The 21,245-nt window shown below is 69.9% G+C and carries 24 protein-coding genes; 12 read left to right on the forward strand and 12 right to left on the reverse strand.

The genetic code is table 11. The features are described from left to right. Window positions 1-34: 34 nt before the first annotated feature. Window positions 35-529, reverse strand: a complete 495-nt coding sequence (locus AB0J91_RS07250) for a DUF397 domain-containing protein (protein ID WP_363865039.1) — start codon at window positions 527-529, stop codon at window positions 35-37. Window positions 530-720: 191 nt separating this feature from the next. On the opposite strand from AB0J91_RS07250, the gene AB0J91_RS07255 reads away from it, so the two are divergent. Then, window positions 721-942, forward strand: coding sequence for a zinc finger protein (locus AB0J91_RS07255; protein ID WP_363865041.1), 222 nt, complete (start codon window positions 721-723; stop codon window positions 940-942). Window positions 943-1,008: 66 nt separating this feature from the next. On the opposite strand, the gene AB0J91_RS07260 is transcribed toward AB0J91_RS07255, so the two are convergent. Then, window positions 1,009-1,692, reverse strand: coding sequence for a GGDEF domain-containing protein (locus tag AB0J91_RS07260; protein ID WP_363865043.1), 684 nt, complete (start codon window positions 1,690-1,692; stop codon window positions 1,009-1,011). A gap of 261 nt (window positions 1,693-1,953) precedes the next feature. On the opposite strand from AB0J91_RS07260, the gene AB0J91_RS07265 reads away from it, so the two are divergent. From AB0J91_RS07265 to AB0J91_RS07275, 3 genes are read left to right on the forward strand one after another with little or no spacing between them, the layout of a single operon-like run. After that, entirely contained in the window at window positions 1,954-2,205 is a 252-nt protein-coding gene (locus AB0J91_RS07265) for a DUF397 domain-containing protein (RefSeq protein WP_363786813.1), read from the forward strand. 54 nt (window positions 2,206-2,259) lie between these two features. After that, window positions 2,260-3,153, forward strand: coding sequence for a helix-turn-helix transcriptional regulator (locus AB0J91_RS07270; protein ID WP_363865045.1), 894 nt, complete (start codon window positions 2,260-2,262; stop codon window positions 3,151-3,153). Window positions 3,154-3,167: 14 nt separating this feature from the next. After that, window positions 3,168-4,010, forward strand: coding sequence for an SAM-dependent methyltransferase (locus AB0J91_RS07275; protein WP_363865047.1), 843 nt, complete (start codon window positions 3,168-3,170; stop codon window positions 4,008-4,010). Between the two features lie 109 nt (window positions 4,011-4,119). Here the strand turns inward: AB0J91_RS07275 and AB0J91_RS07280 are convergent, their stop codons facing one another. Together AB0J91_RS07280 and AB0J91_RS07285 are read right to left on the reverse strand one after the other, a co-directional pair. Further along, on the reverse strand, window positions 4,120-4,806 hold the full coding sequence (locus AB0J91_RS07280) for a zf-HC2 domain-containing protein (RefSeq protein ID WP_363865049.1): 687 nt from the start codon (window positions 4,804-4,806) through the stop codon (window positions 4,120-4,122). A gap of 125 nt (window positions 4,807-4,931) precedes the next feature. Next, complete coding sequence (locus AB0J91_RS07285; protein ID WP_363865051.1) at window positions 4,932-5,675, reverse strand: GntR family transcriptional regulator; 744 nt, start codon at window positions 5,673-5,675, stop codon at window positions 4,932-4,934. A 132-nt stretch (window positions 5,676-5,807) separates the two neighbouring features. On the opposite strand from AB0J91_RS07285, the gene AB0J91_RS07290 reads away from it, so the two are divergent. Further along, window positions 5,808-6,035, forward strand: coding sequence for a hypothetical protein (locus AB0J91_RS07290; protein ID WP_363786822.1), 228 nt, complete (start codon window positions 5,808-5,810; stop codon window positions 6,033-6,035). Window positions 6,036-6,038: 3 nt separating this feature from the next. Beyond that, on the forward strand, window positions 6,039-6,284 hold the full coding sequence (locus AB0J91_RS07295) for a hypothetical protein (protein WP_363865053.1): 246 nt from the start codon (window positions 6,039-6,041) through the stop codon (window positions 6,282-6,284). 5 nt (window positions 6,285-6,289) lie between these two features. Here the strand turns inward: AB0J91_RS07295 and AB0J91_RS07300 are convergent, their stop codons facing one another. The 5 genes from AB0J91_RS07300 to hisD all read right to left on the reverse strand — a co-directional run bounded on the left by AB0J91_RS07300 (window position 6,290) and on the right by hisD (window position 11,449). Further along, the gene (locus AB0J91_RS07300) at window positions 6,290-6,841 is read right to left on the reverse strand and encodes a sigma-70 family RNA polymerase sigma factor (protein ID WP_363865055.1); all 552 of its coding nucleotides are present in this window, start codon (window positions 6,839-6,841) and stop codon (window positions 6,290-6,292) included. A gap of 120 nt (window positions 6,842-6,961) precedes the next feature. Next, the gene (locus tag AB0J91_RS07305; protein WP_363865057.1) at window positions 6,962-8,347 is read right to left on the reverse strand and encodes a glutamate decarboxylase; all 1,386 of its coding nucleotides are present in this window, start codon (window positions 8,345-8,347) and stop codon (window positions 6,962-6,964) included. Window positions 8,348-8,398: 51 nt separating this feature from the next. Continuing rightward, on the reverse strand, window positions 8,399-8,797 hold the full coding sequence (locus AB0J91_RS07310; RefSeq protein ID WP_363865059.1) for a hypothetical protein: 399 nt from the start codon (window positions 8,795-8,797) through the stop codon (window positions 8,399-8,401). A gap of 163 nt (window positions 8,798-8,960) precedes the next feature. After that, on the reverse strand, window positions 8,961-10,121 hold the full coding sequence (locus tag AB0J91_RS07315) for an ester cyclase (RefSeq protein ID WP_363865061.1): 1,161 nt from the start codon (window positions 10,119-10,121) through the stop codon (window positions 8,961-8,963). After that, on the reverse strand, window positions 10,118-11,449 hold the full coding sequence (gene hisD, locus AB0J91_RS07320) for a histidinol dehydrogenase (RefSeq protein WP_363865063.1): 1,332 nt from the start codon (window positions 11,447-11,449) through the stop codon (window positions 10,118-10,120). Before hisD ends, AB0J91_RS07315 begins: the two co-directional genes overlap by 4 nt. A 324-nt stretch (window positions 11,450-11,773) precedes the next feature. Between hisD and AB0J91_RS07325 the strand changes: the two genes are divergently transcribed. After that, on the forward strand, window positions 11,774-13,051 hold the full coding sequence (locus AB0J91_RS07325) for an MFS transporter (protein ID WP_363865065.1): 1,278 nt from the start codon (window positions 11,774-11,776) through the stop codon (window positions 13,049-13,051). A gap of 211 nt (window positions 13,052-13,262) precedes the next feature. On the opposite strand, the gene AB0J91_RS07330 is transcribed toward AB0J91_RS07325, so the two are convergent. Beyond that, entirely contained in the window at window positions 13,263-14,177 is a 915-nt protein-coding gene (locus AB0J91_RS07330; RefSeq protein WP_363786838.1) for a LysR family transcriptional regulator, read from the reverse strand. A gap of 101 nt (window positions 14,178-14,278) precedes the next feature. Here AB0J91_RS07330 and AB0J91_RS07335 point away from each other — a divergent pair, with 101 nt between their 5' ends. From AB0J91_RS07335 to AB0J91_RS07350, 4 genes are read left to right on the forward strand one after another with little or no spacing between them, the layout of a single operon-like run. Then, window positions 14,279-15,415 (forward strand): cupin domain-containing protein, encoded by a 1,137-nt coding sequence (locus AB0J91_RS07335; RefSeq protein WP_363865070.1) that lies wholly within the window; start codon window positions 14,279-14,281, stop codon window positions 15,413-15,415. Beyond that, window positions 15,412-16,080, forward strand: a complete 669-nt coding sequence (locus AB0J91_RS07340; protein WP_363865072.1) for an alpha/beta hydrolase — start codon at window positions 15,412-15,414, stop codon at window positions 16,078-16,080. Before AB0J91_RS07335 ends, AB0J91_RS07340 begins: the two co-directional genes overlap by 4 nt. Further along, the gene (locus AB0J91_RS07345) at window positions 16,077-16,835 is read left to right on the forward strand and encodes an SDR family oxidoreductase (RefSeq protein ID WP_363865074.1); all 759 of its coding nucleotides are present in this window, start codon (window positions 16,077-16,079) and stop codon (window positions 16,833-16,835) included. Before AB0J91_RS07340 ends, AB0J91_RS07345 begins: the two co-directional genes overlap by 4 nt. Beyond that, window positions 16,832-17,557, forward strand: coding sequence for an aldolase/citrate lyase family protein (locus AB0J91_RS07350; protein WP_363865076.1), 726 nt, complete (start codon window positions 16,832-16,834; stop codon window positions 17,555-17,557). Before AB0J91_RS07345 ends, AB0J91_RS07350 begins: the two co-directional genes overlap by 4 nt. 3 nt (window positions 17,558-17,560) lie before the next feature. Here the strand turns inward: AB0J91_RS07350 and AB0J91_RS07355 are convergent, their stop codons facing one another. Further along, window positions 17,561-18,553, reverse strand: coding sequence for a LacI family DNA-binding transcriptional regulator (locus AB0J91_RS07355; RefSeq protein WP_363865078.1), 993 nt, complete (start codon window positions 18,551-18,553; stop codon window positions 17,561-17,563). Window positions 18,554-18,836: 283 nt separating this feature from the next. Between AB0J91_RS07355 and AB0J91_RS07360 the strand changes: the two genes are divergently transcribed. Continuing rightward, complete coding sequence (locus tag AB0J91_RS07360; protein ID WP_363865080.1) at window positions 18,837-19,769, forward strand: excalibur calcium-binding domain-containing protein; 933 nt, start codon at window positions 18,837-18,839, stop codon at window positions 19,767-19,769. Here AB0J91_RS07360 and AB0J91_RS07365 read toward each other — a convergent pair. Further along, entirely contained in the window at window positions 19,721-21,211 is a 1,491-nt protein-coding gene (locus AB0J91_RS07365) for an NAD(P)/FAD-dependent oxidoreductase (protein ID WP_363865082.1), read from the reverse strand. The two genes, AB0J91_RS07360 and AB0J91_RS07365, sit on opposite strands and share 49 nt — an antisense overlap. Window positions 21,212-21,245: the final 34 nt, after the last annotated feature.

Here is a 21,245-nt window from a genome sequence, read left to right on the forward strand (position 1 = left end):
GATTAATCAGTAAGCGGCTGTGAGCTGCGAAGATCTAGTCGATGTCGAAGGTTCCGGCTCTCATGTCGGTCAGAAACCGGCTCCAGCTGCTCGTGTCGAAGTTGAGCAGGACGTCGCCGGTGAGGCGTTTGCTGTCGCGGACCCCGACACGCCCGGGGGCTGTCAAGTTCACCTCGACGCAGTTTCCCCCGTTCGGCCCGCAGGCGGACGCAGAAGCCCAGCCCGTGGCGCTGAAGGCGGGACTCGTCGCGGTCGGTTTCGGGTGAAGCATCGCGGTGCATCCCTTCCGAATCTCTCGACTCCGTGGCGCGGATGTGCTTACGATTAATCGTAGACGATCCGGGGAGGGATCATGCCACTCAACTTGACCGGGAGCACCCGGGGGGCGCGGGTAGAGCAGTCCGGAGCGGAGTGCTTCTGGGTCCTGCATACCGCCGCACGTGTGACAGTTCGGCAGGCTCACGCGATTTCGCGGCGGGATTGGCAGGCCGGTGTCGCGCGTGCGACGTGCGGACTCCCCCTGGGTCATGACACAATCGGGAATATTCCTTCGGGTGGGGTCCTACCGTGTGGCCGATGCTTGGCGGCGACCGCAGGCATCGTCGGTCTGGAATCCATCTGAACAGCTGATTATCCGGATCGTGGTCGACCGGCCACCCGGTTCGCGATCGGCAAGACGCCACCACGCGGTGGGACACGGCAGCGAAGGAGAGTGTGCGGATGCATCCGTTCCATTGGGTTCCGGCCCTCGGGGAGCGTCACGCGAGCACCGACCCCCGGCCGTCAGGGGGATACCCGGCGGGAAGCGCCATCACGACGCTCTGCGACCGCGAGATGCGTGCCGAGGTGGGGGAGATGGCGTGGCTGTGGAACACCTGCCCTGCGTGCAACGCCGAAGCGCACCGCATGGTCGGCGGAGTCCGGCAGGCAGCGGCGGTCTAGAGGTCTTCGAGGAACGGGCTGCGCGGTGCGAGCCGAGTCCCGCACCCGGAGCAGTCCTGGAGAGGATCAGCCCTGGGCCTCTTTCGAGGCGCCACCTTCCAGGGCCACCAGTGCCGTCCGGTTTCGCGGGATCCGGTCGGAGACATCGGTGAGCGGCTGATACCTGGAAGTTCCCGCGCGAGTGGACTTGGCCCGGTACATGGCCTGGTCCGCGGCGGTGACGAGCTGGTGCATCCGGTGCGCCGGCAGCACCGCGACCCCCGCGCTGGCCGTGCAGCGGATCGGCATCTCCGACATGACCTCCGCCGAGGCGATGTCAGCGCAGAGCTCGGCGGCCAGCGCATCCGCGTCCTGCGGTTCCTCACCGCTGAGCAGCACCACGAACTCGTCCCCACCGAGCCGGGCCGCGCACGCCGCGTGCCCGGCTTTTTCGTGGATCCGGTGGGCCACCGCGACCAGAACGCTGTCGCCGAAGTCGTGGCCGTAGAGGTCGTTGGTCTCCTTCAGCCCGTCCAGGTCCAGCAGGATCATGGCGAGGTGATCGCTCGGGCGAGTGCTGGCCCGCTGGTGGTCCAGCGCGCGCTGGAGCCCTGCGCGGTTGGCCAAGCCGGTGAGCGGATCGGTGTGCGCGGCGCGATCGGCCACCGCGAGCCGCTTTTCGAGCTCGCGACGTTTGCGGCGGGAGTCGAGCAGCGCCGCCGAGAGGATCGCGCAGAGGGCTAACGCGCAGACCGCGACGAGCACGCTCATCGCGTCGCCCGATCCTGGGTCGAAGCCGGGCAAATCTGATGTACGCGGCGAACCGTCCCTCGCCGCGATAACCGGATCATCCCTCGGCCCCCTCCCGCGCGCGCCGGGGCCATTTGCCGGGCACCGGATTCCCGCTGACGGATCAAGATCGACGATCGATCTGCTGCTGCTACTGTCCCGGACTGACCTTGCAGATGCAAGAACGTTTGCAAGAACACCTGCAAGCACGGACGTGATTTCGCCCGAATGTTGGAGGCATCCATGCCGGAGTCCGCAGTGCCGGAGGCTCCGCGGTGGGCAGACCTGAGCTGGCGGTCTGACCTGCGCTGGCGCAAGAGCGCGCACAGCAACCCGAGTGGGAACTGCGTCGAGGTGGCCGAGTTGGAGCGCGGCCGGGTGGCCGTGCGCAACTCCCGCTTCGCGGAGGGGCCAGTGCTGGTCTACACGCGAGAAGAAATCGCCGCTTTTCTCGAAGGGGTTAAAGAAGGCGACTTCGATGATCTAATCTGCTGACTGGCTTTGGCGGCGATCGGACGCCGCATTGCTCCCGATGGGGGTATCGACACGATGAGCATCGAGCCGGAGAGACAGGGCAAGCAGCAGGGCGGGTCCACCGCTGGGCCCACCGTGCTGCGCATCGCGCTGGGCGGACAGCTTCGACGCCTGCGCGAGCAGCGCGGGATCAGCCGCGAGGCCGCCGGTGATGCCATCCGCGGGTCGCACGCGAAGATCAGCCGGCTCGAACTGGGACGCGTCAGCTTCCGGGAGCGCGATCTCAACGACCTGCTGACCCTCTACGGCGTGCGGGACTCCGGCGAGCGGGCGGCGTTCATGTCGTTGGCCCGGCAGGCCAACGAACCCGGCTGGTGGCACCAGTACGGCGACCTGCTGCCGTCGTGGTTCGAGACCTACCTCGGCCTGGAGCAGGCCGCTGAGATCATCCGCACCTACGAGGCGCAGTTCGTGCCGGGCCTGCTGCAGACCCCCGACTACGCGCGCGCGGTCATCCTGCTCGGCCACGGGCAGGAACCGGAGGCCGAGGTCGACCGCCGGGTCGCGCTGCGGATGCGTCGCCAGGACATCCTCACGCGGCCGGAACCGCCGACGTTGTGGGCGGTCATCGACGAGGCCGCGCTGCGCCGCCCGATCGGGGGTGAGCGGATCATGCGCGGGCAGATCGAGCACCTGATCCGCATCTCCGAACTTCCCAACGTGACGGTGCAGCTGCTGCCCTACAGCGTCGGCGGGCACGCCGCGGCGGGCGGTCCGTTCACCATCGTGCGGTTCCCCGAAACGGACCTGCCCGACGTCGTCTACCTGGAACAGCTGACCAGCGCGCTGTACCTGGACAAGCGCAACGACCTGGACCAGTACCAGGCGGTGATGAACCTGCTCAGCGTGCAGGCGGCGACACCACAGGACACCACGCAGCTGCTGCGCGAGTTAATGGACGAGCACTGATCCGAAGGATGGCGATGAGCGAGCAGGGCGGCCGGCTGCCGGTCGAGATCGACACCACCGTCGCGCACGAGGCGCGGGTCTACGACTACTGGCTGGGCGGCAAGGACAACTTCGCGGCCGACCGCGCGCTGGGTGACGCGATCGCCGAGCACATCCCCACCATCAAGACCATGGCGCGTGCGAACCGGGCGTTCGTCGGGCGCGCGGTGCGATACCTGGTGCAGGAGTGCGGCATCCGGCAGTTCCTCGACATCGGCACCGGAATCCCCACCAGCGGTAACGTGCACGAGGTCGCGCAGAGCGCCGAACCGAGCAGCCGCGTGGTCTACGTCGACAACGACCCGATCGTCCTCGCCCACGCCCGCGCGCTGATGACCAGCACCGACGAGGGCGCGACCCAATTCATCTTCGCCGACCTGCACGACCCGGACTCGATCCTGTCCGACCGCGCGCTGACCGAAACGCTCGACCTGACGCAGCCGACCGCGGTGATGCTGGTGGCGGTGCTGATGTACTTCCGGGAGAACTCGGAGGTCGAGCAGGCGCTCGGCAAGCTGATGGACGCGGTCCCCTCGGGCAGCTACCTGACGATCACCCACCCCACCGCCGACTTCGACCCGGAAGCGATGGCAGGCGTGGTGGCTGCCGCCGAGCAGTCCGGGATCCCGTTCCAGCCCCGCGATCAGGACGAGGTCGCCGCGCTCTTCGAGGGCATGGACCTGGTCGAGCCCGGAGTGGCGCCGGTGCTGGCGTGGCGGCCCGACCCGGAGCCGGCCGGGATCACCAAGCTCCACCCCGAGCGCGAGGTCGACCCGCGCAGCGCTTATTACTGGGCCGCGATGGCTCGCAAGCGCTAGGGGCTGTTCGGGGAGTGCGTTGCTCGGCGGTGCCGGTGGCAGCACCTGCGGCGGTGCGAGCTGAGTCCCTCACCTGGCACAGCGGCTCCGCCGCGTTCTTCAACAGCACCTAACCGGCCCGGCGGTGGGCGGTCGGGCCGAGCTCGCGCGGGGGTGCCGGTTCGTCGGGATCGTCCGTCGTGACCGCGCTCTCGCCGGGGCGGACGCCGTGGCCCGGACCGGTTTCGCCGTCCCGGTGGTCGTGGCGGATGACCAGCAGCAGCACCAGCGCCACCACCAGCGGCAGGTGCGAGGCGAGGCGACCGGCGGTGACGACTCCGGCCACCAGGTCCTGGACGCTGATGAAGGTGAGCACGGCGAGGAACGCGCCGAGCACCGGCACCATCCCGGCACCCGCGCGGACCCGCCAGGCGGCCCAGCCGAACCCGGTTCCGAGCGCGAGGTTCCACGCGGTGCTCTCGTGGAACACGTGCCCGGCCATCGCCTCGTGCCCGCCGGCGCCCAGCAGCTGCGCGACGCCCAACGCGATCTGCACGACGGCGACGACACCGAGCAGCACCCGGGGCCAGCGCCGGACAGCGGGAGCCGGGAGCGCCCGCATCACCGACGCGGTCAGGTCGGGGGTGCTCGGCACCACCCGCACCCGCAACTCCCTGCTCAACGCGACGGCGCGGGATTCCCAGTCCCGGCACTCACCGCACTCGGCGAGATGCCGCTCCACCTCGGCCCAGGCCGCCGGAGGCTCCTCGCCGTCCAACCGCGCCGACAGCGCCTCCCGGCACACGCAACAGTCCACACCACTACTGTCGCGCCCCGCGTCCCCGAAGTTCCCACCGGGTCACCCGGAGTCCGAGACGTCGGGAGCGGGAGGTCCCCACCCCGCTCCAGGTGAGGGACCTCAGGGCTCTGCGCCGGGCTCGGTCAGATGGCGTCCCAGGTGTAGCGGAGTTCGTAGCTCTCGCCTGCCATCACCATGTCGTTGACCTCGACAACGCGGTCGCCGCTCCATGTGCGGCGGCGGACCGTGAGGACCGGACCGCTGCCCAGGCCGAGCAGCTGGCGCTCGTTGGCGTCCGGCATCCGCGCGCCCACGACCTCTTCGTGCCACGAGATCGCGAAGCCCAGGTCTTCCAGGCGGGCGAACGCGCCACCGGGACCGGTCTCGACGTCTTCCAGCGCCGTTCCTCGCGTGATCTCACGCGGCAGGCGGGAAACCGCGAGCATCACGGGTTGGTCATCGGCGCGCATGACCCGGTCGCGCACGCAGAGCTCGGCATCCTCCGCGACGTCGAGGAGTTCCGCGAAGTCCTGCGCGGGTTCGAACCACACCCGGACCGAGGACGAGGGAGCGAAGTCCTGCTTCTTGGCTTCGGCGAGGAAGGCGGACTCGTTCCGATCGCGACGCGCCTTCGACAGCCGCTCGCGAGAATCCAGCCGTCGAACCACGTTCGGCGGTGCGACGAACACGCCGACGCCGTGGCGCATCTGCACCAGACCGGCGTCGCGGAGTTCCTTCAGCGCTTGACGAACGGTCGTGCGCGAAGCCCCGAACTGCTCTTGCAGCACTTGCTCGGTCGGCAGCTTGTCGCCGATCGCCAACGAACCGCTGTCGATCTGACCTCGCAGCGTCGCGGCGATCTCCTGGTACTTCGCTGCGGCGGACATCGGAAACACCTCGCACTAGACGACTCAGTCCTCCCAAACGAGTGTCTCACCTTGCCTCACAGGAAGCGGCAGCGCTACCTTCCGCCTAGTTGTATGAGACGACTGTGACGACTGAGACAACAAGGCGATGCGATGTCAGCGACCAAGCCCGCGAAGCCAGCGCGTGTCGGCGGTGTGATCAGGGTCGGCCGATGGGAGCTGGAACTCGACGTGACCGTGGTCGACGGGCGGGACTGGTTCTGCTGCCCCGTCGGGGGATCACGCTGCGGCCGAGTCCTCGTGGACTTCGGCCCCATGGGCTTGGACTGCATGACCTGGCACGTCCAGCACGTGCACTTCGCTTACCTGGTGGAGGGATGACACATGGCCCAGATTCCGTGCCAATGGCTCTACCTCGGTGGATTCACCTTCCGATGGGGCCGTGGTGACGCCGCGATCGACGTCCTGCGCGGTGATACCGGCCCGGTTCACGAGGACGATCAGCGAATCGCGTCCATCCCGGTCGAGCGCAGCTGGGCCGACGTCCGGGATCTGGACAAGCGGGCTCGCGCCTGGTTGCGCGCTACTGCGGCGCAACGTGCTCGCGCGGCGAAAACCGCGCTCGTTTGACCAGATCAGCCGGTTTCTTCGTCCTGGTGGGTTCGGGTGGCCAGGAGTTGGTCGCGGGCTCTGGCCACTCGGGAGCGGATGGTGCCGATCGGGCAGCCGGTGACGTGGGCGGCTTCGGCGTAGGGGAGGCCCAGGACCTGGGTGAGGACCAGGGCTTCGCGGCGTTCCGGGTCGAGGTCGCTCAGCAGCAGGTTGAGCTCGACGATGTTCTCGAAACCCGTGTCCGGCGAGGTCGGTTCGGTGGCCGGGGTGGCGTGGGTGGTGCGCGGGCGGGAGCGCTCGTAGCGGATCTGGTCGACGACCACGCGGCGGGCGATCGTGAGCAACCACGTGCGTGCCGAGGAGCGGGCGTTGAACCGGCGGACGCTTCGGAACGCGCGCAGGAACGTCTCCTGCGTGAGGTCGTCGGCGAGGTGCGGCCCGGCCAGGTGCGCGACGAAGCGCCAGACGTCGTGCTGGCTCTCCCGGATGAAGGACTCCATGGCGTGCGGGTCACCGCGACGCGCGTGCAGCGCGAGCTCGGTCAGCCGCGCGTTCGCGTCCTCGGAACGACTCATAACCGGGCAGGCTAGTCGGCTTCGAACGGCTTGCGATCAGCTGATCGACTGAGCGTGATCGTCCCCACCGGCTCCGGGCTGGGATTTCCCGGTGTCCGGGAAGTTTTCGCCGTTCGCCGCTCAGTCGTGGGAACGGGCTCCGTGCGCGAACCCGGCGGAGTCGTGGCCCCGGGCGGGGGTGGTCTGCGCCTCCAGCCTCGGCAGAGCGCGGCGCAGGTCGTCCAGCAGCAGGTCGGCGAGGTCGTGGCTGAACCCGTTGCGCACCACGATCCGCAGCACCGCCAGGTCGGTCCGGTTCTCCGGGAACGCGTAGGCCGGAACGAGCCAACCGCTGGCGCGAAGAGCAGCGGAAACGTCGAAAACGGAATAATTCCGGACGTCGTCGCGCAGCGTGAACGCGAAGGCCGGGATGTGGCCGCCGTCGGTGAGCAGCTCGAACGGCCCGAGCGCGGCGATCTCGCGGGCCAGCCGCATCGCCACGTCGCGGCACTCCTGCTGCACCCGCCGGAATCCGTCGAATCCCAGCCGCAGGAAGTTGAAGTACTGCGCGGCCACCTGCGCGCCCGGCCGGGAGAAGTTCAGCGCGAAGGTCGGCATCTCGCCGCCGAGGTAGTTCACCCGGAACACCAGCTCGTCGGGCAACGCCTCGGGCGTGCGCCACACGACCCAGCCGAGACCCGGGTAGACCAGCCCGTACTTGTGCCCGGAGGTGTTGATCGAGGCCACCCGCGGCAGCCGGAAGTCCCACACCAGGTCCGGATCCAGGAACGGCGCGATCATCGCCCCGGAAGCGCCGTCGACGTGCACCGGCACGTCCGGTCCGCCGCGCGCGGCCAGGTCGTCGAGCGCGTGGCAGACCTCGGCGACCGGTTCGTAGGAGCCGTCGAAGGTCGAGCCCATGATGGTCACGACGCCGATGGTGTTCTCGTCGACCCGCCGCAGCGCCTCCTCGGCGGAGAGCGTGAAGCGGTCGCCCTCCATCGGCACGTACCGCGGTTCGACCTCGAAGAAGTTGGCGAACTTCTCCCAGCAGATCTGCACGTCGGCGCCGAGCACGATGTTCGGCGTGCCGGTTCCCCGCCGGCGGCGCTTGAGCGCGAGGCCGGCGAGCATGCACGCCTCGGACGATCCGGTGGTGGAGCAGCCGACGACGTGGTGCGGGTCGGGGGCGTGCCACAGCCCGGCGAGCATCCGCACGCACCGGTCCTCCAGCGCCGCGGTGCGCGGGTACTCGTCCTTGTCGATCATGTTCTTGTCGAAGCACTCCGACATCAGCCGGGTGGCCTGCGGTTCCATCCAGGTGGACACGAAGGTCGCCAGGTTCAGCCGCGCGTTGCCGTCGAGCATCAGCTCGTCGTGCACGATCTGGTAAGCGACCTCGGGATCGGTCCCCCGGGCGGGGAGGTCGTAGGTCGGCACGTGCACGGGTTCGCGCGCGAAGATCGGGTTCACCGCGAGTTCGCTGCGGTGCGGGCGAGGCGTGTTGTCCGGATGCGTCAGCGGCACCAGCTCAGGTTGCCCGCCGGGATGGGCCGCAGCAGCGCCGGATTAATCCGATCAGGTGGCGGCGTGGGCGCGGCGTGGATTGGGCCGGATGGTCATCCTGCGGCGGAGGTGCGCCGGAACCCCGCAGTCGGGCGGCGGGTTCAGCATCGCCAGCGGCGCGTCCGGGGCGCCGGGGCGGGGGAGCGAGAGCAAGGCTCGGATCGTCCACTCGGCAGGCGCGTGGTAGTGCCAGGACACGATCTCGGGTGCGAAGAGATCAGCGTTCGGGCACAGCGGCATCCGGTAGGCGGTGGCCTCGTCCTCGGCGTGCAGCACCAGGACGTCGGCGCAGGTCTCCCAGCGGTAGGCCATGCCGACCGCGTTCGGGTCGTCGCGCGACCCGAACACGTAGGACTCCCAGCCTTGCTGCCGGAGCTCGTCGAGCAGGGCGTCGACTTCGGAACCGCTCACGTCCACTGCCTCCTCGCGGCCGTGCGTGCAAACGTCGAATGTGTCATTACCTGTTGGTAATGTCCAGCGCCTCGAGCCTGCCACCGGAGGGTTTCACGGGAACGTGGGTCCCGTTCACCCACCCGGGTGGCCACGAAAAGTGGTCACCCGGGTGGGGCGGGGATCAGAGGAGTTCCGGTCCGCCGTCCTCGCTGACGAGCTGAGCGATGACGTCGAACTCGTTGAACAGCGACCACTCCTCGACGATGCGGCCGTTCATCACGTAGAGCTGCGAGATGCCCCAGAGGTGAGCTCGCTTGCCGGTGGGCTTGCCGTAGAGGCCGAAGCCCCGGTGAGTGCCGATGCCCGACCAGCGCGCCGAGATGCTGTAGCCGTCGGTGTCGTTGCCCATCCAGTAGACCTCGTCGACCTGCACGCCCAGGTCGGGGAACGTCGCGAGCAGGCCGCGGGCCATCGCGCGCACGTCCGAACGTCCGTAGCCGGCGCGGTTGGTGGTGCCGTGCCAGCGGACGTTGTCGGCGTAGACCCGGTCGATCGTGCTCAGGTCGCGCCGGTTGTAGGTGTTGTGGAACAGCGCCCGGACCGTGCCCTCGACGTCGAAACCCGCGCGGTTGTCCGGTTCCGGGATCGGCATCGGCTTGCGGCCGCCGTCGAGGCGGTGCGCCTCGGAGAACTGCCGCTCGGTCAGCGGGGTCACGCCGCCCTCGCGGGCGTAGGTGCGGGCCGCCTCGACCACCGGGATGCCGAGCTTCTGCAGCTTGGCGGCGGTGTTGTAGAGGACCCACTCCTCGAAGATCTCGTTCTGCCACACCACGCAGTTGGCCATCACCCAGGTCTCCAGCCTGCGGCCGGTCGGCGGTCCCCACCGCCACGGCCCGGTGTGGTGGCCGATGTTGATGGCCCGGTGCGAGGTCACGAAACCTTCGGTGTCGCTGCCCGCCCAGATCACGTCGTCGGCGTAGTGACGGCAGTCCGGGAAGGCGTTGATGCTCTGCATCGTGCCGTTGACCAGGCTCTCCACGCCGTAGCGGAAGCCGCTGTCGTCGTAGAGCCGGCAGCCGGGGCTGTAGGTGTCGTAGATGTACCCGACGTCCTGGTCCTCCCAGATGCGGTGGGTGATCCGGACGATGTAGTCGACGATGTCGGTGTAGGTGTCCTCGAACCCCTCCATCGACTGGCGGCGCTCGCCGCCGTAGTTCACGCCACCCAGCGTCGCGCCGGAGCCCGGGCGCACGGCGATGCTGAAATCGCCCGGCATGGTGCGCTTGCCGGGCTCCATGGTGCCGCCGGGGGAGCCTGCGATCTGCTCGGAAACCTCGGTCATCGGTCCTCGTCCTTCCTGAGGCGCTCCAGCCGCAGCGTCGCGGTGGCCTGGTGCGCCGCCATGCCCTCGTAGTCGGAAATGGTCTCCACGGCCTCGGCCAGCAGCGGCGTCGCCTCGCGTGAAACTCGCTGGTAGGTCAGCGGTTTCAGGAACCTCGACACCGACAGGCCCGCGCTGTGCCGGGCGCCGCCCGCGGTGGGGAGCACGTGGTTGGTGCCCGCCATGCCCTTGTCGGAGTAGGCGACCGTGCTCCACGTGCCCAGGAAGACCGAACCGTAGTTGCGCAGCGAGTCGTGGTAGAAGTCGTCGTCGGCGGTCTGGATCTCCAGGTGCTCGGGAGCCAGGTCGTCCATCAGCGCCACGGCGGTCTCGCGGTCCCGCGCCCAGGTCACCGAGCCGAAGTCGCGCCACGCCGGGCCGGCGATCTCCTCGGTGGCCAGCGAGGAGAGCTGCTTGTCGGCCTCCTCGACGACCGCTTCGCCCAGCTCGCGCGAGGTGGTCACCAGCGCGGCGGGGGAGTTGACGCCGTGCTCGGCCTGGCCGAGCAGGTCGGCGGCGACCAGTTCCGGATCGGCGGTCTCGTCGGCGATCACCGCGACCTCCGACGGTCCGGCCAGCAGGTCGATGGCCACGCGGCCGAACAGCTGCCGCTTGGCCTCGGCGACGAAGGCGTTGCCCGCGCCGACGATCATGTCCACCGGCGCCTCGCCGAGCAGCCCGAACGACATCGCCGCGAGCGCCTGCACGCCGCCCAGCACGAACACCCGGTCCACGCCCGACAGGTGCGCGGAGTACACCACCGCCGGGTCCGCCTGGCCGTTCTTGCCGGGCGGCAGGCACGCCACCACGGTCGGCACCCCGGCGGCCTTGGCGACGCCGACGGTCATGAACGCGCCCGCGGTCAGCGGGAACCGGCCCGCGGGCAGGTAGGCGCCGACGCTCTGCACCGGCACGTAGCGGTATCCGGTGGTCAGGCCGGGCGCGAGCTCGACCTCGGCGTCGGACAGGCCCGCGCGTTGCAGGTCGGCGAAGCGCCGGGTGCGCTCGGCGCCGAGCTCCAGCGCCGCGCGGTGCTCGGGCGTGAGCGCGTCACCGGAAGCCCTGATGGCCTCCCGGCTGAGCTCGACGTCCGGCTGGTCCCAGCCGTCCAGGTCGCGCGCGTAGCGCAGCACCGCGTCGAAGCCGTCCCGTTCGATCTCGCCGAGCATCTCCGAGACGCGTTGCGCCACAAGGGGATCCTGCTGGGCCGCGGGTGCGTCCGAAGCGGGCGCTTTGAGGTGTTCGAACCGCCCGGCCAGGTCGCCGAGCAGCCGTGAGCTGAATCGCATGGGGCGAACGCTAAGCGGGGCCGGACCACAGGACAAGAGTGGAGTTTCTTGTAAGAGGCATAGGACAACCCTATGCGATCACGATCTGCTAATCCGTATGCACAGGCGGTGTTGAGCTGGCCTGATCCACCCGCGTCATGAATTCATCCGTATGCATGTGGGGCTTGACACACGATTCGGGCACTGCGACTCTCTTGCGAATCCGCCGACTCGTCCGATCGAGCAACAGGCATGCGCGGGCCAAGATGCCCGCCCCGGATCTCGGAGCTACGTTTGTCGACTTCAACTCCCGTGCCCGAAAAGCAGGCACAGTCCAAAGAACCGATGCGCAGAGCCGTCACGGCCGGCGTGATCGGCAACTTCGTCGAGCAGTTCGATTTCGGCATCTACGGCTATCTCGCACCGGTCATGGCGCCGGTGTTCTTCCCCTCACAGGATCCCGTCGTCGGTGTGCTGAGCACCTACGCGATCCTGGCCATCGGCACGATCATCCGCCCCCTCGGCGGCATGATCCTCGGGCGCTGGGGTGACCGCTTCGGTCGCCGGAGCGTTCTGCTGTGGACGATCGCGTTGATGGGTCTGTGCACCGCGCTGATCGGTGTGCTGCCCAGCTACGCGCAGGTCGGCATGCTCGCACCGCTGCTGCTGCTGGCGATGAGGATGGTGCAGGCGCTGATCTCCGGCGGCGAGTACGTGGGCGCCATCGCGTTCGTCGTGGAATGGGCCGAACCGAAACGACGCGCCTACTACACCTCGTTCGTCTCGATCAGCGTATTCGTCGGAATCCTCGGCGGCGCAGGCGTTTCCGCCCTCACCGCCACCCTCTTCGACGAGGCCGCGCTGCAGAGCTACGGCTGGCGCATCCCGTTCCTGCTCGCGCTGCCGCTGAGCCTCGTCGGGCTCTGGGTGCGCAAGCGCGTCGGCGAGACGCCGGAGTTCGTCAAGGCCACGGCCGACGGCGCGGAGGTCGTCAAGGCGCCGCTCACCGAGGCGTTCAAGTCGCAGTGGCGCGAGATGCTGGTGTTCTGCGGCTCGTCGATCACCCTGGCGATCGTGTCCTACACCTGGGTCACGTACCTGCCGGAGTTCCTGTCGTCCAACGTCGGCCTGTCGCGGGCGGAGGCGCTGGGCTCCAACGCCATCTCGGTCGCGGCGATCATCCCGCTGCTGCCGCTGGCGGGTGCGCTCTCGGACCGGATCGGTCGGCGCCCCATGCTCATCATCGGGTACCTCTCGGCGCTCGTGCTGATCCCGGTGGCCTTCGCGGTCGCGCAGATGGGCACGTTCACCGCCGCGGTGATCGCGCAGCTGATCTACGTGATCCCGGAGTTTTTCCTGACCGGCATCGTGACGGTCTGCGTGGCCGAGCTGTTCGCGACCAAGACCCGGTTCAGCGCCGGAGGCGTCGCGTACAACTGCTCGTTCGCCCTGTTCTCCGGCATCACGCCGTTCGTCTCGGCACTGCTGGTGAGCACCTTCGGCACGATCTACGCCGTCTGGGGCTACCTCGCGGTCGCCGCGGTGATCTCTCTGGTGGTCGTCATCAAGTGGATGGAGGAGAGCTACCGCCTCGACCTGACCACCGGGAAACCGATGGAGTAGGTCTTTTCGTCTGAAGGCGGCCTGCATGGCGGTGCGGGTAGCGGAACCTCAGACGCCGCCTGGGTCCGGGCGCCACTCCTGATGTATGCCAATGCACGGCGTCGCGGCGTCCTCCCCAGGCGACGTCTGAGAACCCGCGGCGGTGCGGGTTGCTCAGGTGGTTGTTGTCGCTCGTGGCTTCGCCACTTGCGCGCAGGTTGTCAAACGAGAATCACGCGCCTGCCCAGGAGGTGCCTCCTTCGAGGAGGGTTTCCTGGGCGAGGCGGGCGAGCTCGCCGGTGGCCGGGGAGAGCGTGCGGTTGCGGCGGTGGATGAGCGCGATGGTGTCGTAGAGCGGTTCGGCGAACGGGGCGGTGTGCAGCTCGGCCGGGAAGCGGCGGCTGTTGACCACCGCGCGGGAGGCGATCGTGTCGCCGATGCCCTGGGCGGCCAGCCGCAACGCGGACTCCACGTGCTCGACCTCGATCCCGGCGTCCAGCGCCACCCCGGCCAGCTGGGCGCGTTCGGCCAGCTGGCGGCGGGTCGGATCGGCCCAGCCGTAGCGGGCGTCGTAGAGGATCAGCGGTGCGGTCGTGAGGTCCTCCACCGCGACCGGCCGCCGTGTGCGCTCGGGGTCGGGGCTGACGTAGAGGACCTCATCGCGCGCCAGCGGGGTGACCGACAGGGCCTCGTCGTCGATGGGCAGCACGACCAGGCCCGCTTCCAGGTCGCCGTCGCGGACCGCCGCCGCGGTCTCGGCCGAGTTCTGCCCCACCAGGCGGACCTTGACGTCGGGGTAGCGGTCGAGGAACTGCCGGACCAGGTCCGACAGCAGGTAGTAGTCGGCGTTGCGCAGCAGCCCGAACGTGGCCGTGCCGCCGCTGAGTGTGTTCAGCGCGCGCACGGCCGCGCCGCCGTGGTCCACCGCCGCCAGGGCCTGCTCGGCGTGGGGCAGCAGCTCGCGGCCCGCTTCCGAGAGCGTCAGCTTGCGGCTGCCGCGGACGAACAGCGCGGTCCCCAGCTCCTCTTCGAGCCTCCGGACGAGTTCGGACACCGACGGCTGGGCCATGTCGAGCTCGTCCGCCACCGCCGTGAACGTGCCGAGTCGGTGGGCCAGCAGGAACGCGCGCAGCTGGTTGAGGGTCACGGCCGAACCCTACGGCACGGGTAGACGGTTTCCCGAGTCCTATTGACATGGCTCTTCACAACGGTTTTTATCCATACATACGTATTCACACGGAGGTGCTGATGTCTCAGGTCGAGGTGACCCGGCAGGAACTGGAGCGGCGGACGATCCGGCGATCGGACTTCGTCTCGTGCAACCAGGCGTTCATCGACTGCCGCACACCGGGCTCCGACCGCAAGGAGAACTACTCGATGATCGGGCCCGGGGTGACCCAGAGCCCGAACCAGGTGGTCAACCTGCGCGAGGCGCACGGCTACAACATCGGCGCGGCCGCGATGCCCCACGGCGTCGTCAACAACCTGCACCTGCACTTCACCGCCGAGGTGTTCATCTGCTTCCGGGGCGAGTTCCTGCTGCGCTGGGGTGCCGACGGGCAGGAGGGCGAGCTGGTGCTGCGGGAGGGCGACATCGCCTCCATCCCCACCTGGATCTTCCGGGGCTTCACCAACATCGGGCCCGACGACGGCTGGCTGTTCACCGCCCTCGGTCACGACGACACCGGCGGCATCATCTGGGGCCCGAACGTGCTGCGCGAGGCCGAGGGGCACGGCCTGTTCCTGACCGAGGACAACCGGCTCGTCGACACCGTCGCCGGTGATGAGAAGCCCGAGGACGTCGAGCTCAAGCGGCCGATGAGCCCGGAGGACATCGCCGGCCTGAGCTCCTTCCCGGTGGAGAAGATGCGCAAGCGCGTCGCCACCGCCGACGACCTGGAGTGGTCGGCCCGGGCGCTGCTCGGTTCGGCGCTGCCGGGCGGGGCGGGCGAGCTGGCGCAGGTCATCGGCTTCGGCATGACCGAGGACCGGCTGCAGGAGCCGCGCATCTACAACCCGCACGGCCACAACATCTCCTGGCTGCGCGCGGCCCCCGGCGAGGGCATGCTCACCCACCGGCACGCGGGCACGCAGGTCCTGATGGTCAAGGACGGCGAGTGGGAGGTGACCCTCAACCGCGAGGAGGAGGTCTCGGTGCGGCTCGGTCCGTGGGACATGCTCTCGGTTCCCGCCGGTGCGTGGCGCAGGGTCCGCAACGTCTCGGATTCGACGGCCAGCATGCTGGTCATCAACAGCGGTGACGGCCGGGTCCGGCTGGAGTGGGACGACGAGGTGGTCAAGGCCGCCGCGGACGCCGGTGTCGGCGTCGACCACAACGGCTACCTTGCCCCGTTCCACCTCATCCCGCGACCGGTGGGCAAGTGAGCCCGATCGTCCTGGTGCCCGGCATGCTCTGCGACGCCGACCTGTGGTCGGAGCTGCCGGAGCTGCCGGGCGAGGTGGTGCACGTGGAGATCACCGAACCGACCATCGGCGGCATGGCCGAGCAGGTGCTGTCCGCAGTGGACGGTGAGTTCACGTTGGTGGGGCTCAGCCTCGGCGCGATCGTCGGGTTCGAGGCGCTGCGCCGGGCGCCGGAGCGGGTGAGCGCGTTCGGCGCCCTGTCGACCAACGCCGGAGCACCCCGGCCGGAGCAGCGCCGGGCGTGGGAGCGGCAGGCCGCGGCCGACTTCGAGGAGGTCGTCGAGGAGATCCTGCCCGCGATGTTCGCCGAACCCCGGAGCCCCCTGCGGGAGCGGTTCCTGGGCATGGCCGGGCGGGTCGGGCCCGGGACCTTCCACGCCCAGCTCGCCGCCCAGGCCACCCGCACCGAGGCGTTCGACGCCATCGCCGGTTACGGCGGACCGGTGCGGGTGCTGTGCGGCGACCGGGACGCCCTGTGCCCGACCGGGTTCCACGAGGAGATCGTCAAGCACGCGCAGCGCGGAAGGCTGCACGTGCTCTCCGGAGCCGGGCACCTGCTCCCGATGGAGCGACCCGCTGTGGTGGGCGCGCTGATCCGGAAACTACTGGAACGAGGAGAACGATGACCACACCGCTCACCGGGCGAACGGCCCTGGTCACCGGCGGCGGCAACGGGCTGGGGCGTGCGATGTCCCGGGCGCTGTCGGCCGCCGGAGCCCGGGTCGTCGCCGTGGGCCGCAAGCGCGACACCCTGGAGGAGGCCCTCGACGGTCTTGACGGGCGTGCCGCGACCTGCGACGTCTCCGACCCCGACTCGGTGGCGGCGCTCGCCGGGGAACTGGCGGGGGAGGAGATCTCGATCCTGGTCAACAACGCCGGGATCGCCGGACCCGTCAAACCGCTGCTGGAGATCGAGCCCGCCGAGTGGGACGAGGTCTTCGACATCAACGTGCGGGGCGTCTACCTGATGTGCCGCGCGTTCCTGCCGCAGATGGTGGACCGGGGCAGCGGTGACGTCGTCAACGTCGCCTCGGTGTCCGGAAAGCGGCCGCTGCTGCGCCGAACCCCGTACTGCGCCTCGAAGACCGCCGTGATCGGGCTGACCACGACCCTGGCGGGAGAGGTGGGGCCGCGCGGGGTGACGGTGAACTCGCTGTCGCCGGGGCCGGTCGAAGGGCCGCGCATGACCCGCAACTTCCGGCTCGAAGCCGAACGCAGCGGGATCACCGAGACCGCCGCCGAGCAGGAGTTCGTGTCCCGCGCGCTGCTGCGGCGCATGGTGACCGAGGAGGAAGTGGGCCAGGCGCTGGTGGCGATGCTGCAGATGCGCGGGATGTGCGGAGCCGACATCGACCTGTCGGCGGGGATGGTGGCGCGATGACGACCCTGAAGCAGCGAGTGCGGGCGGGCGAGAGGCTGCACGGCGGTCTGCTCCGGCTGCCCTCGGAGAACCTGCTGGAGATGGCCGCGGTGGCCGGGCTCGACTACGCGGTCATCGACTGCGAGCACGGTCCCGCCGATCTGCTGAGCCTGCAGCAGCACCTGCAGATCGCCGACGCCCACGGGCTCCCGGTACTGGTCAGGGTGGGGGAGCACGAACCGGCGCTGGTGCTGCGCGTGCTCGACCTCGGCGCGCAGGGGGTGATCGTGCCGCACGTCGACACCCCCGAGCAGGCGAGGGAGGTGGTGGCAGCGGCGCACTACCCGCCGCTGGGCGAGCGCGGCTTCGCCACCTACAGCCGCGCCGGTCGCTTCGGCACCAGCAGCATCGGCGAGCACCTCGCGCAGGCCGAGCGCAGCACGATGGTCGTCCCGATGCTGGAAACGCCGCAGGCGTGCGACAACGCGCGCGAGATCCTCGCCGTAGAAGGTGTCGACACGGTCCTGGTGGGGCCTGCGGACCTCTCGGTGGCGATGGGCCGCAGCGGGCCGTCGGATCCGGACGTGGCCGCTCGACTCGCCCAGGTCGTCGAGGCCGCGGGTGGCGAGCCGCTGATGACCATCGTCGGTTCCACCGAGCAGGGTGCCCAGGCACCGCCGGGGATGGTGCTCCACAACCTCACCCACATCCTCATGCAACTGCTGCGGAGCCTGAAGGGCTGAGGATCAGCGGGAGGCGTGGGTGGCGCGCAGGACGAGCTCCGGGGTGAACAGCGTGCGCCGGGGCTCGGGGTCGTCGTCGGCTTCGATGCGCCGGACCAGCAGGCGGGCGGCTTCCTGGGCGAGTTCTGCCAGGTCGTAGTGCACGGTGCTGAGTCCGAACGCCTCCCACGCCGCCATCGGGATGTCGTCGAAGCCGATGAGCGTGAGGTCCTCGGGGATGCGCACGCCGCGGGCGCGGGCGGCGTTGAACGCGCCGATCGCGATCACGTCGTTGCCGCAGAACACGGCGGTGGGACGGGTCGGGCCGTCCAGGATCTCGGTCAGTCCCCGGTATCCCGTGTCGAAGTCGAAGGGGCCGCGCCGCACGGAGTCCTCGGGCAGGCCGATGCCCGACTCGGAAAGTCCCAGGCGGAAACCCATCTCGCGTTCGCGGCCGGTGGTGGTCTCCGCCGGGCCGCCGATGTGGGCGATGTCGCGGTGGCCGAGCTCGGCGAGCTCGCGGGCGACCAGCCGGCCGCCGAGTTCGTTGTCCACCACCGCCGCGTCGGCCGGGCGGCCTCCGGCTTCGCGGTTGAGGAAGACGAACGGGAGCTCGCGCCGTTGCAGGTCGTCGGGCAGCCGGGATCCGATGGTCGCGGTCGCGAGGACGACGCCGTCGATGGAGCGGTCCAGCAGGCGCTGGCTGGCCACGGCGGTCTCGGACCGCTCGGTGAACAGCATCATCCGGTAGCCGTGCTGCTCCAGCTCGTCGTGCAGCGGGCCGATCAGGTGGGGGTAGAACGGGTTGGTGAGGTCGGTGACCACGACGCCGATGCGCTTGGTCACCCGCGTCGACAGGCTGCGGCCGGTCTCGCTCGGCACGTAGTTGAGCGCATCGGCCGCGCGCTGGACGCGTTCCCGGGTAGCCTCCGAGACGCGCTGATCGCCGCGAAGGGCCCGGGACACCGTCGGCTGCGAAACACCCGCCAGACGGGCCACATCGCGGCTGGTGATCAAGGACTTGGCTCCCCTCGGAGTAGCTGCATACGAATACTACTCCTGCGCGATGCGCACCCCGTTCAGCCGCCGGAGAGCGCCGAACGTGAGCTGAATACGTATAGCGGACCGGAGTCCTTTCGTCCGCTTCCGGTCGGATCGCATCGCGCTCCTACGAGACGCGCCGCAGCCGTGAAAGCTGTGAACGGTTGCTCCTGTGGGGTGGAGTTCCGGGGGATCTGGCCGCGACCACCTGATCGGGTGAGGGATCATCGTTGCGAACGCGAGCGCAGTGAGGGGTCCGATGTTCTTCGGGATCGTCCACCTGGTCGGCATGGTGGCGACGGTGGTCATGAGCGCGCTGCTCTGGCGGCAGCGGGCCAGGCAGGGGCGCGCGTGGCCGTGGCTGATGGCCGGGCTGATCGCGGGCGTGCTCTGGCCGGTGACGCTCTGGCCCGCGGTCGCGGCCTACTGGCACCGGAAGGGCGAGTCGGCGAAGGCCCCGCTGATCGCCGGAGCGTGCGCGCTCGGCGCGGTGATCACGCTGCTGGTGGTCGGCGGGCTGTCCGGGCCGGAGCAACGGGCCCAGCCCGCGGGGCCGCAGGTGCTGCGGGAACCGAGCTCGCCGCCGCCGTCGGTGATCACGCCCGAGCCCGTCCTCGCGCCACCGCCGCAGCAGGACCGGGCGCAGGTGCGCGAGATCCTCGACGACGACCGGGTGCTGATCCAGGTGCCGGGCCGGGAGCCGCAGGTGGTGCGCATCGCGGGAGCGCGGGCCCCGGCGGCGGGGGAGTGCTGGAGCTCCGAGGCGCGCGCGTTCGCCGAGGGCGCGCTGCGCGACGCGACGGTGCAGGTCACCTTCGGCGTCGGCTGGAGCAGCGGTCGCAGTCCCGAACCCGAGGTCTCGCTGACCCTCCCCGATGGCGCCGAGTACTCGTCGCTGGCCCTGCAGCAGGGTGCGGCCCGGCTCGACCCGCAGGCGTTCCTGGCCGAGGGCCTCACCTCGGAGCTCACCCAGGCCGAGGCCACGGCCAGGACCGCGGGCCGCGGCCTGTGGGGTCAGGAGTGCAGCACCGATCGAGCCGCGCCCGCGCCACCGCAGGCCGAGGAGGCCCTGCCCGCCTACTACGCCACCTGCGAGCAGGCCAGGGCCGCCGGAGCGGCACCGCTGCGGCGCGGCGACACCGGCTACTCGTCCGCGTTGGACAGCGACGGTGACGGCTTGGCGTGCGACTGACTCCGGCCGAACCGGAGGTCGCGATCGCTGACCGGCAGGTGCCGCAGCACCAGCAGGTCGTGGAAGTAGTCCATCTTGACCCGCCACGGCGCCTTGACGTCCGAGCGGGGGAAGGCGTCGATGCCGCGCTGGACGTAGTTGGAGGTGAAGTTCTCGATCATCGGCTCCGCGCCCCGGCTCGCCTTCACCGGAACGCACCGGTCGTGGCCGTTGCGGCGCATCTGGCGCAGCAGCCGGACGACGAACTCGGCCACCAGATCGGCCTTGAGCGTCCAGCTGTGGTTGGTGTAGCCGAAGGTGAAGGCCAGGTTGGGAACCCCGGACAGCATCGCTCCCTTGTAGACGGTCGTCTCGCTCGGGGCGACCTCGCGGCCGTCGACGGTGAAGGTGACGCCGCCGAACGGGCGCAGCCGCAGCCCGGTGGCCGTGATGACGATGTCCGCGTCGAGCTCGGCGCCGGACCGCAGGCGGATCCCGGTCAGGGTGAACTCCTCGACGTGGTCGGTCACCACCGAGGCCCTCCCGCTGCTCAGCGTTTCGAAGAGGTCACCGTCGGGGGCGAGGCACATCCGCTGGTCCCACGGGTCGTAGCTGGGGTTGAAGTGCGTGTCGACGTCGTAACCCGCCGGGAGCCGCTTGGCGGCGGCCTTGCGGATCGCCTTGCTCATCCACTTCGGGAACGCCCTGCTGAACCGGTACGAGCCCGTGCCGTAGAGGATGTTCTTCCAGCGCACGAGCGCGTAGGTCGCGCGTTCGCCGAGCCTGCCGCGCAGGTGGGGCAGCAGCGGGTCCCGGCCGGGCACCGACACCACGTAGCTGGGTGAGCGCTGCAGCATCGTCACGTGCGCGGCGTCCTCGGCCATCGCCGGGACCAGGGTGATCGCGGTGGCACCGCTGCCGATCACCACGACCTGCTTGCCCGCGTGGTCGAGGTCCTCCGGCCAGTGCTGCGGATGCACCACGGTTCCGGTGAAGCGCTCGGCGCCCGGGAACTCGGGCGAGTGCGGCTGCTCGTAGTGGTAGTAACCGGCGCAGAGGTGGAGGAACTTCGCGGTCAGTCGCACCTGCTCGCCGTCGTGCTCGGCCAGCACCGTCCAGCGCGCCTCGTCGCTGGACCAGGAGGCGCTGAGCACCCGGTGCCGGTAGCGGATCCGCCGGTCGATGCCGGCGTCCTCGGCGGTCGCGCGGACGTAGTCGCGGATCGCCGGTCCGTCCGCGAAGGACTGCGCGCCGGGCCACGGCCGGAACCGGTAGGCCATGGTGAACATGTCCGAGTCGGAGCGGACGCCGGGGTAGCGGAACAGGTCCCAGGTTCCGCCGAGCGCGTCGCGGGATTCGAGGATCGCGTAGTCCAGGTCGGGGAAGGCGGACTGGAGCTGGTGCGCGGCCCCGATCCCGGCCAGCCCGGCTCCCACGATCAGCACGTCCAGGTCATCACGCACGGCGGCTCCTCCCGCAGCGGCGGCGCGAGGACCG

This window comes from Saccharopolyspora sp. NPDC049357 (assembly GCF_040677225.1).
Taxonomy (GTDB): Bacteria; Actinomycetota; Actinomycetes; order Mycobacteriales; family Pseudonocardiaceae; genus Saccharopolyspora.

Bases quoted from the DNA above. Each gene is read 5' to 3' on its own strand.
- AB0J91_RS07290 (WP_363786822.1), top strand. From the start codon at position 5,808: ATGTCAGCGACCAAGCCCGCGAAGCCAGCGCGTGTCGGCGGTGTGATC.
- AB0J91_RS07315 (WP_363865061.1), bottom strand. From the start codon at position 10,121: ATGACCGAGGTTTCCGAGCAGATCGCAGGCTCCCCCGGCGGCACCATG.
- AB0J91_RS07285 (WP_363865051.1), bottom strand. From the start codon at position 5,675: ATGTCCGCCGCAGCGAAGTACCAGGAGATCGCCGCGACGCTGCGAGGT.
- AB0J91_RS07300 (WP_363865055.1), bottom strand. From the start codon at position 6,841: ATGAGTCGTTCCGAGGACGCGAACGCGCGGCTGACCGAGCTCGCGCTG.
- hisD (WP_363865063.1), bottom strand. From the start codon at position 11,449: ATGCGATTCAGCTCACGGCTGCTCGGCGACCTGGCCGGGCGGTTCGAA.
- AB0J91_RS07335 (WP_363865070.1), top strand. From the start codon at position 14,279: ATGTCTCAGGTCGAGGTGACCCGGCAGGAACTGGAGCGGCGGACGATC.
- AB0J91_RS07275 (WP_363865047.1), top strand. From the start codon at position 3,168: ATGAGCGAGCAGGGCGGCCGGCTGCCGGTCGAGATCGACACCACCGTC.
- AB0J91_RS07270 (WP_363865045.1), top strand. From the start codon at position 2,260: ATGAGCATCGAGCCGGAGAGACAGGGCAAGCAGCAGGGCGGGTCCACC.
- AB0J91_RS07265 (WP_363786813.1), top strand. From the start codon at position 1,954: ATGCCGGAGTCCGCAGTGCCGGAGGCTCCGCGGTGGGCAGACCTGAGC.
- AB0J91_RS07295 (WP_363865053.1), top strand. From the start codon at position 6,039: ATGGCCCAGATTCCGTGCCAATGGCTCTACCTCGGTGGATTCACCTTC.
- AB0J91_RS07345 (WP_363865074.1), top strand. From the start codon at position 16,077: ATGACCACACCGCTCACCGGGCGAACGGCCCTGGTCACCGGCGGCGGC.
- AB0J91_RS07260 (WP_363865043.1), bottom strand. From the start codon at position 1,692: ATGAGCGTGCTCGTCGCGGTCTGCGCGTTAGCCCTCTGCGCGATCCTC.
- AB0J91_RS07325 (WP_363865065.1), top strand. From the start codon at position 11,774: ATGCGCAGAGCCGTCACGGCCGGCGTGATCGGCAACTTCGTCGAGCAG.
- AB0J91_RS07350 (WP_363865076.1), top strand. From the start codon at position 16,832: ATGACGACCCTGAAGCAGCGAGTGCGGGCGGGCGAGAGGCTGCACGGC.
- AB0J91_RS07255 (WP_363865041.1), top strand. From the start codon at position 721: ATGCATCCGTTCCATTGGGTTCCGGCCCTCGGGGAGCGTCACGCGAGC.
- AB0J91_RS07360 (WP_363865080.1), top strand. From the start codon at position 18,837: ATGTTCTTCGGGATCGTCCACCTGGTCGGCATGGTGGCGACGGTGGTC.
- AB0J91_RS07250 (WP_363865039.1), bottom strand. From the start codon at position 529: ATGACCCAGGGGGAGTCCGCACGTCGCACGCGCGACACCGGCCTGCCA.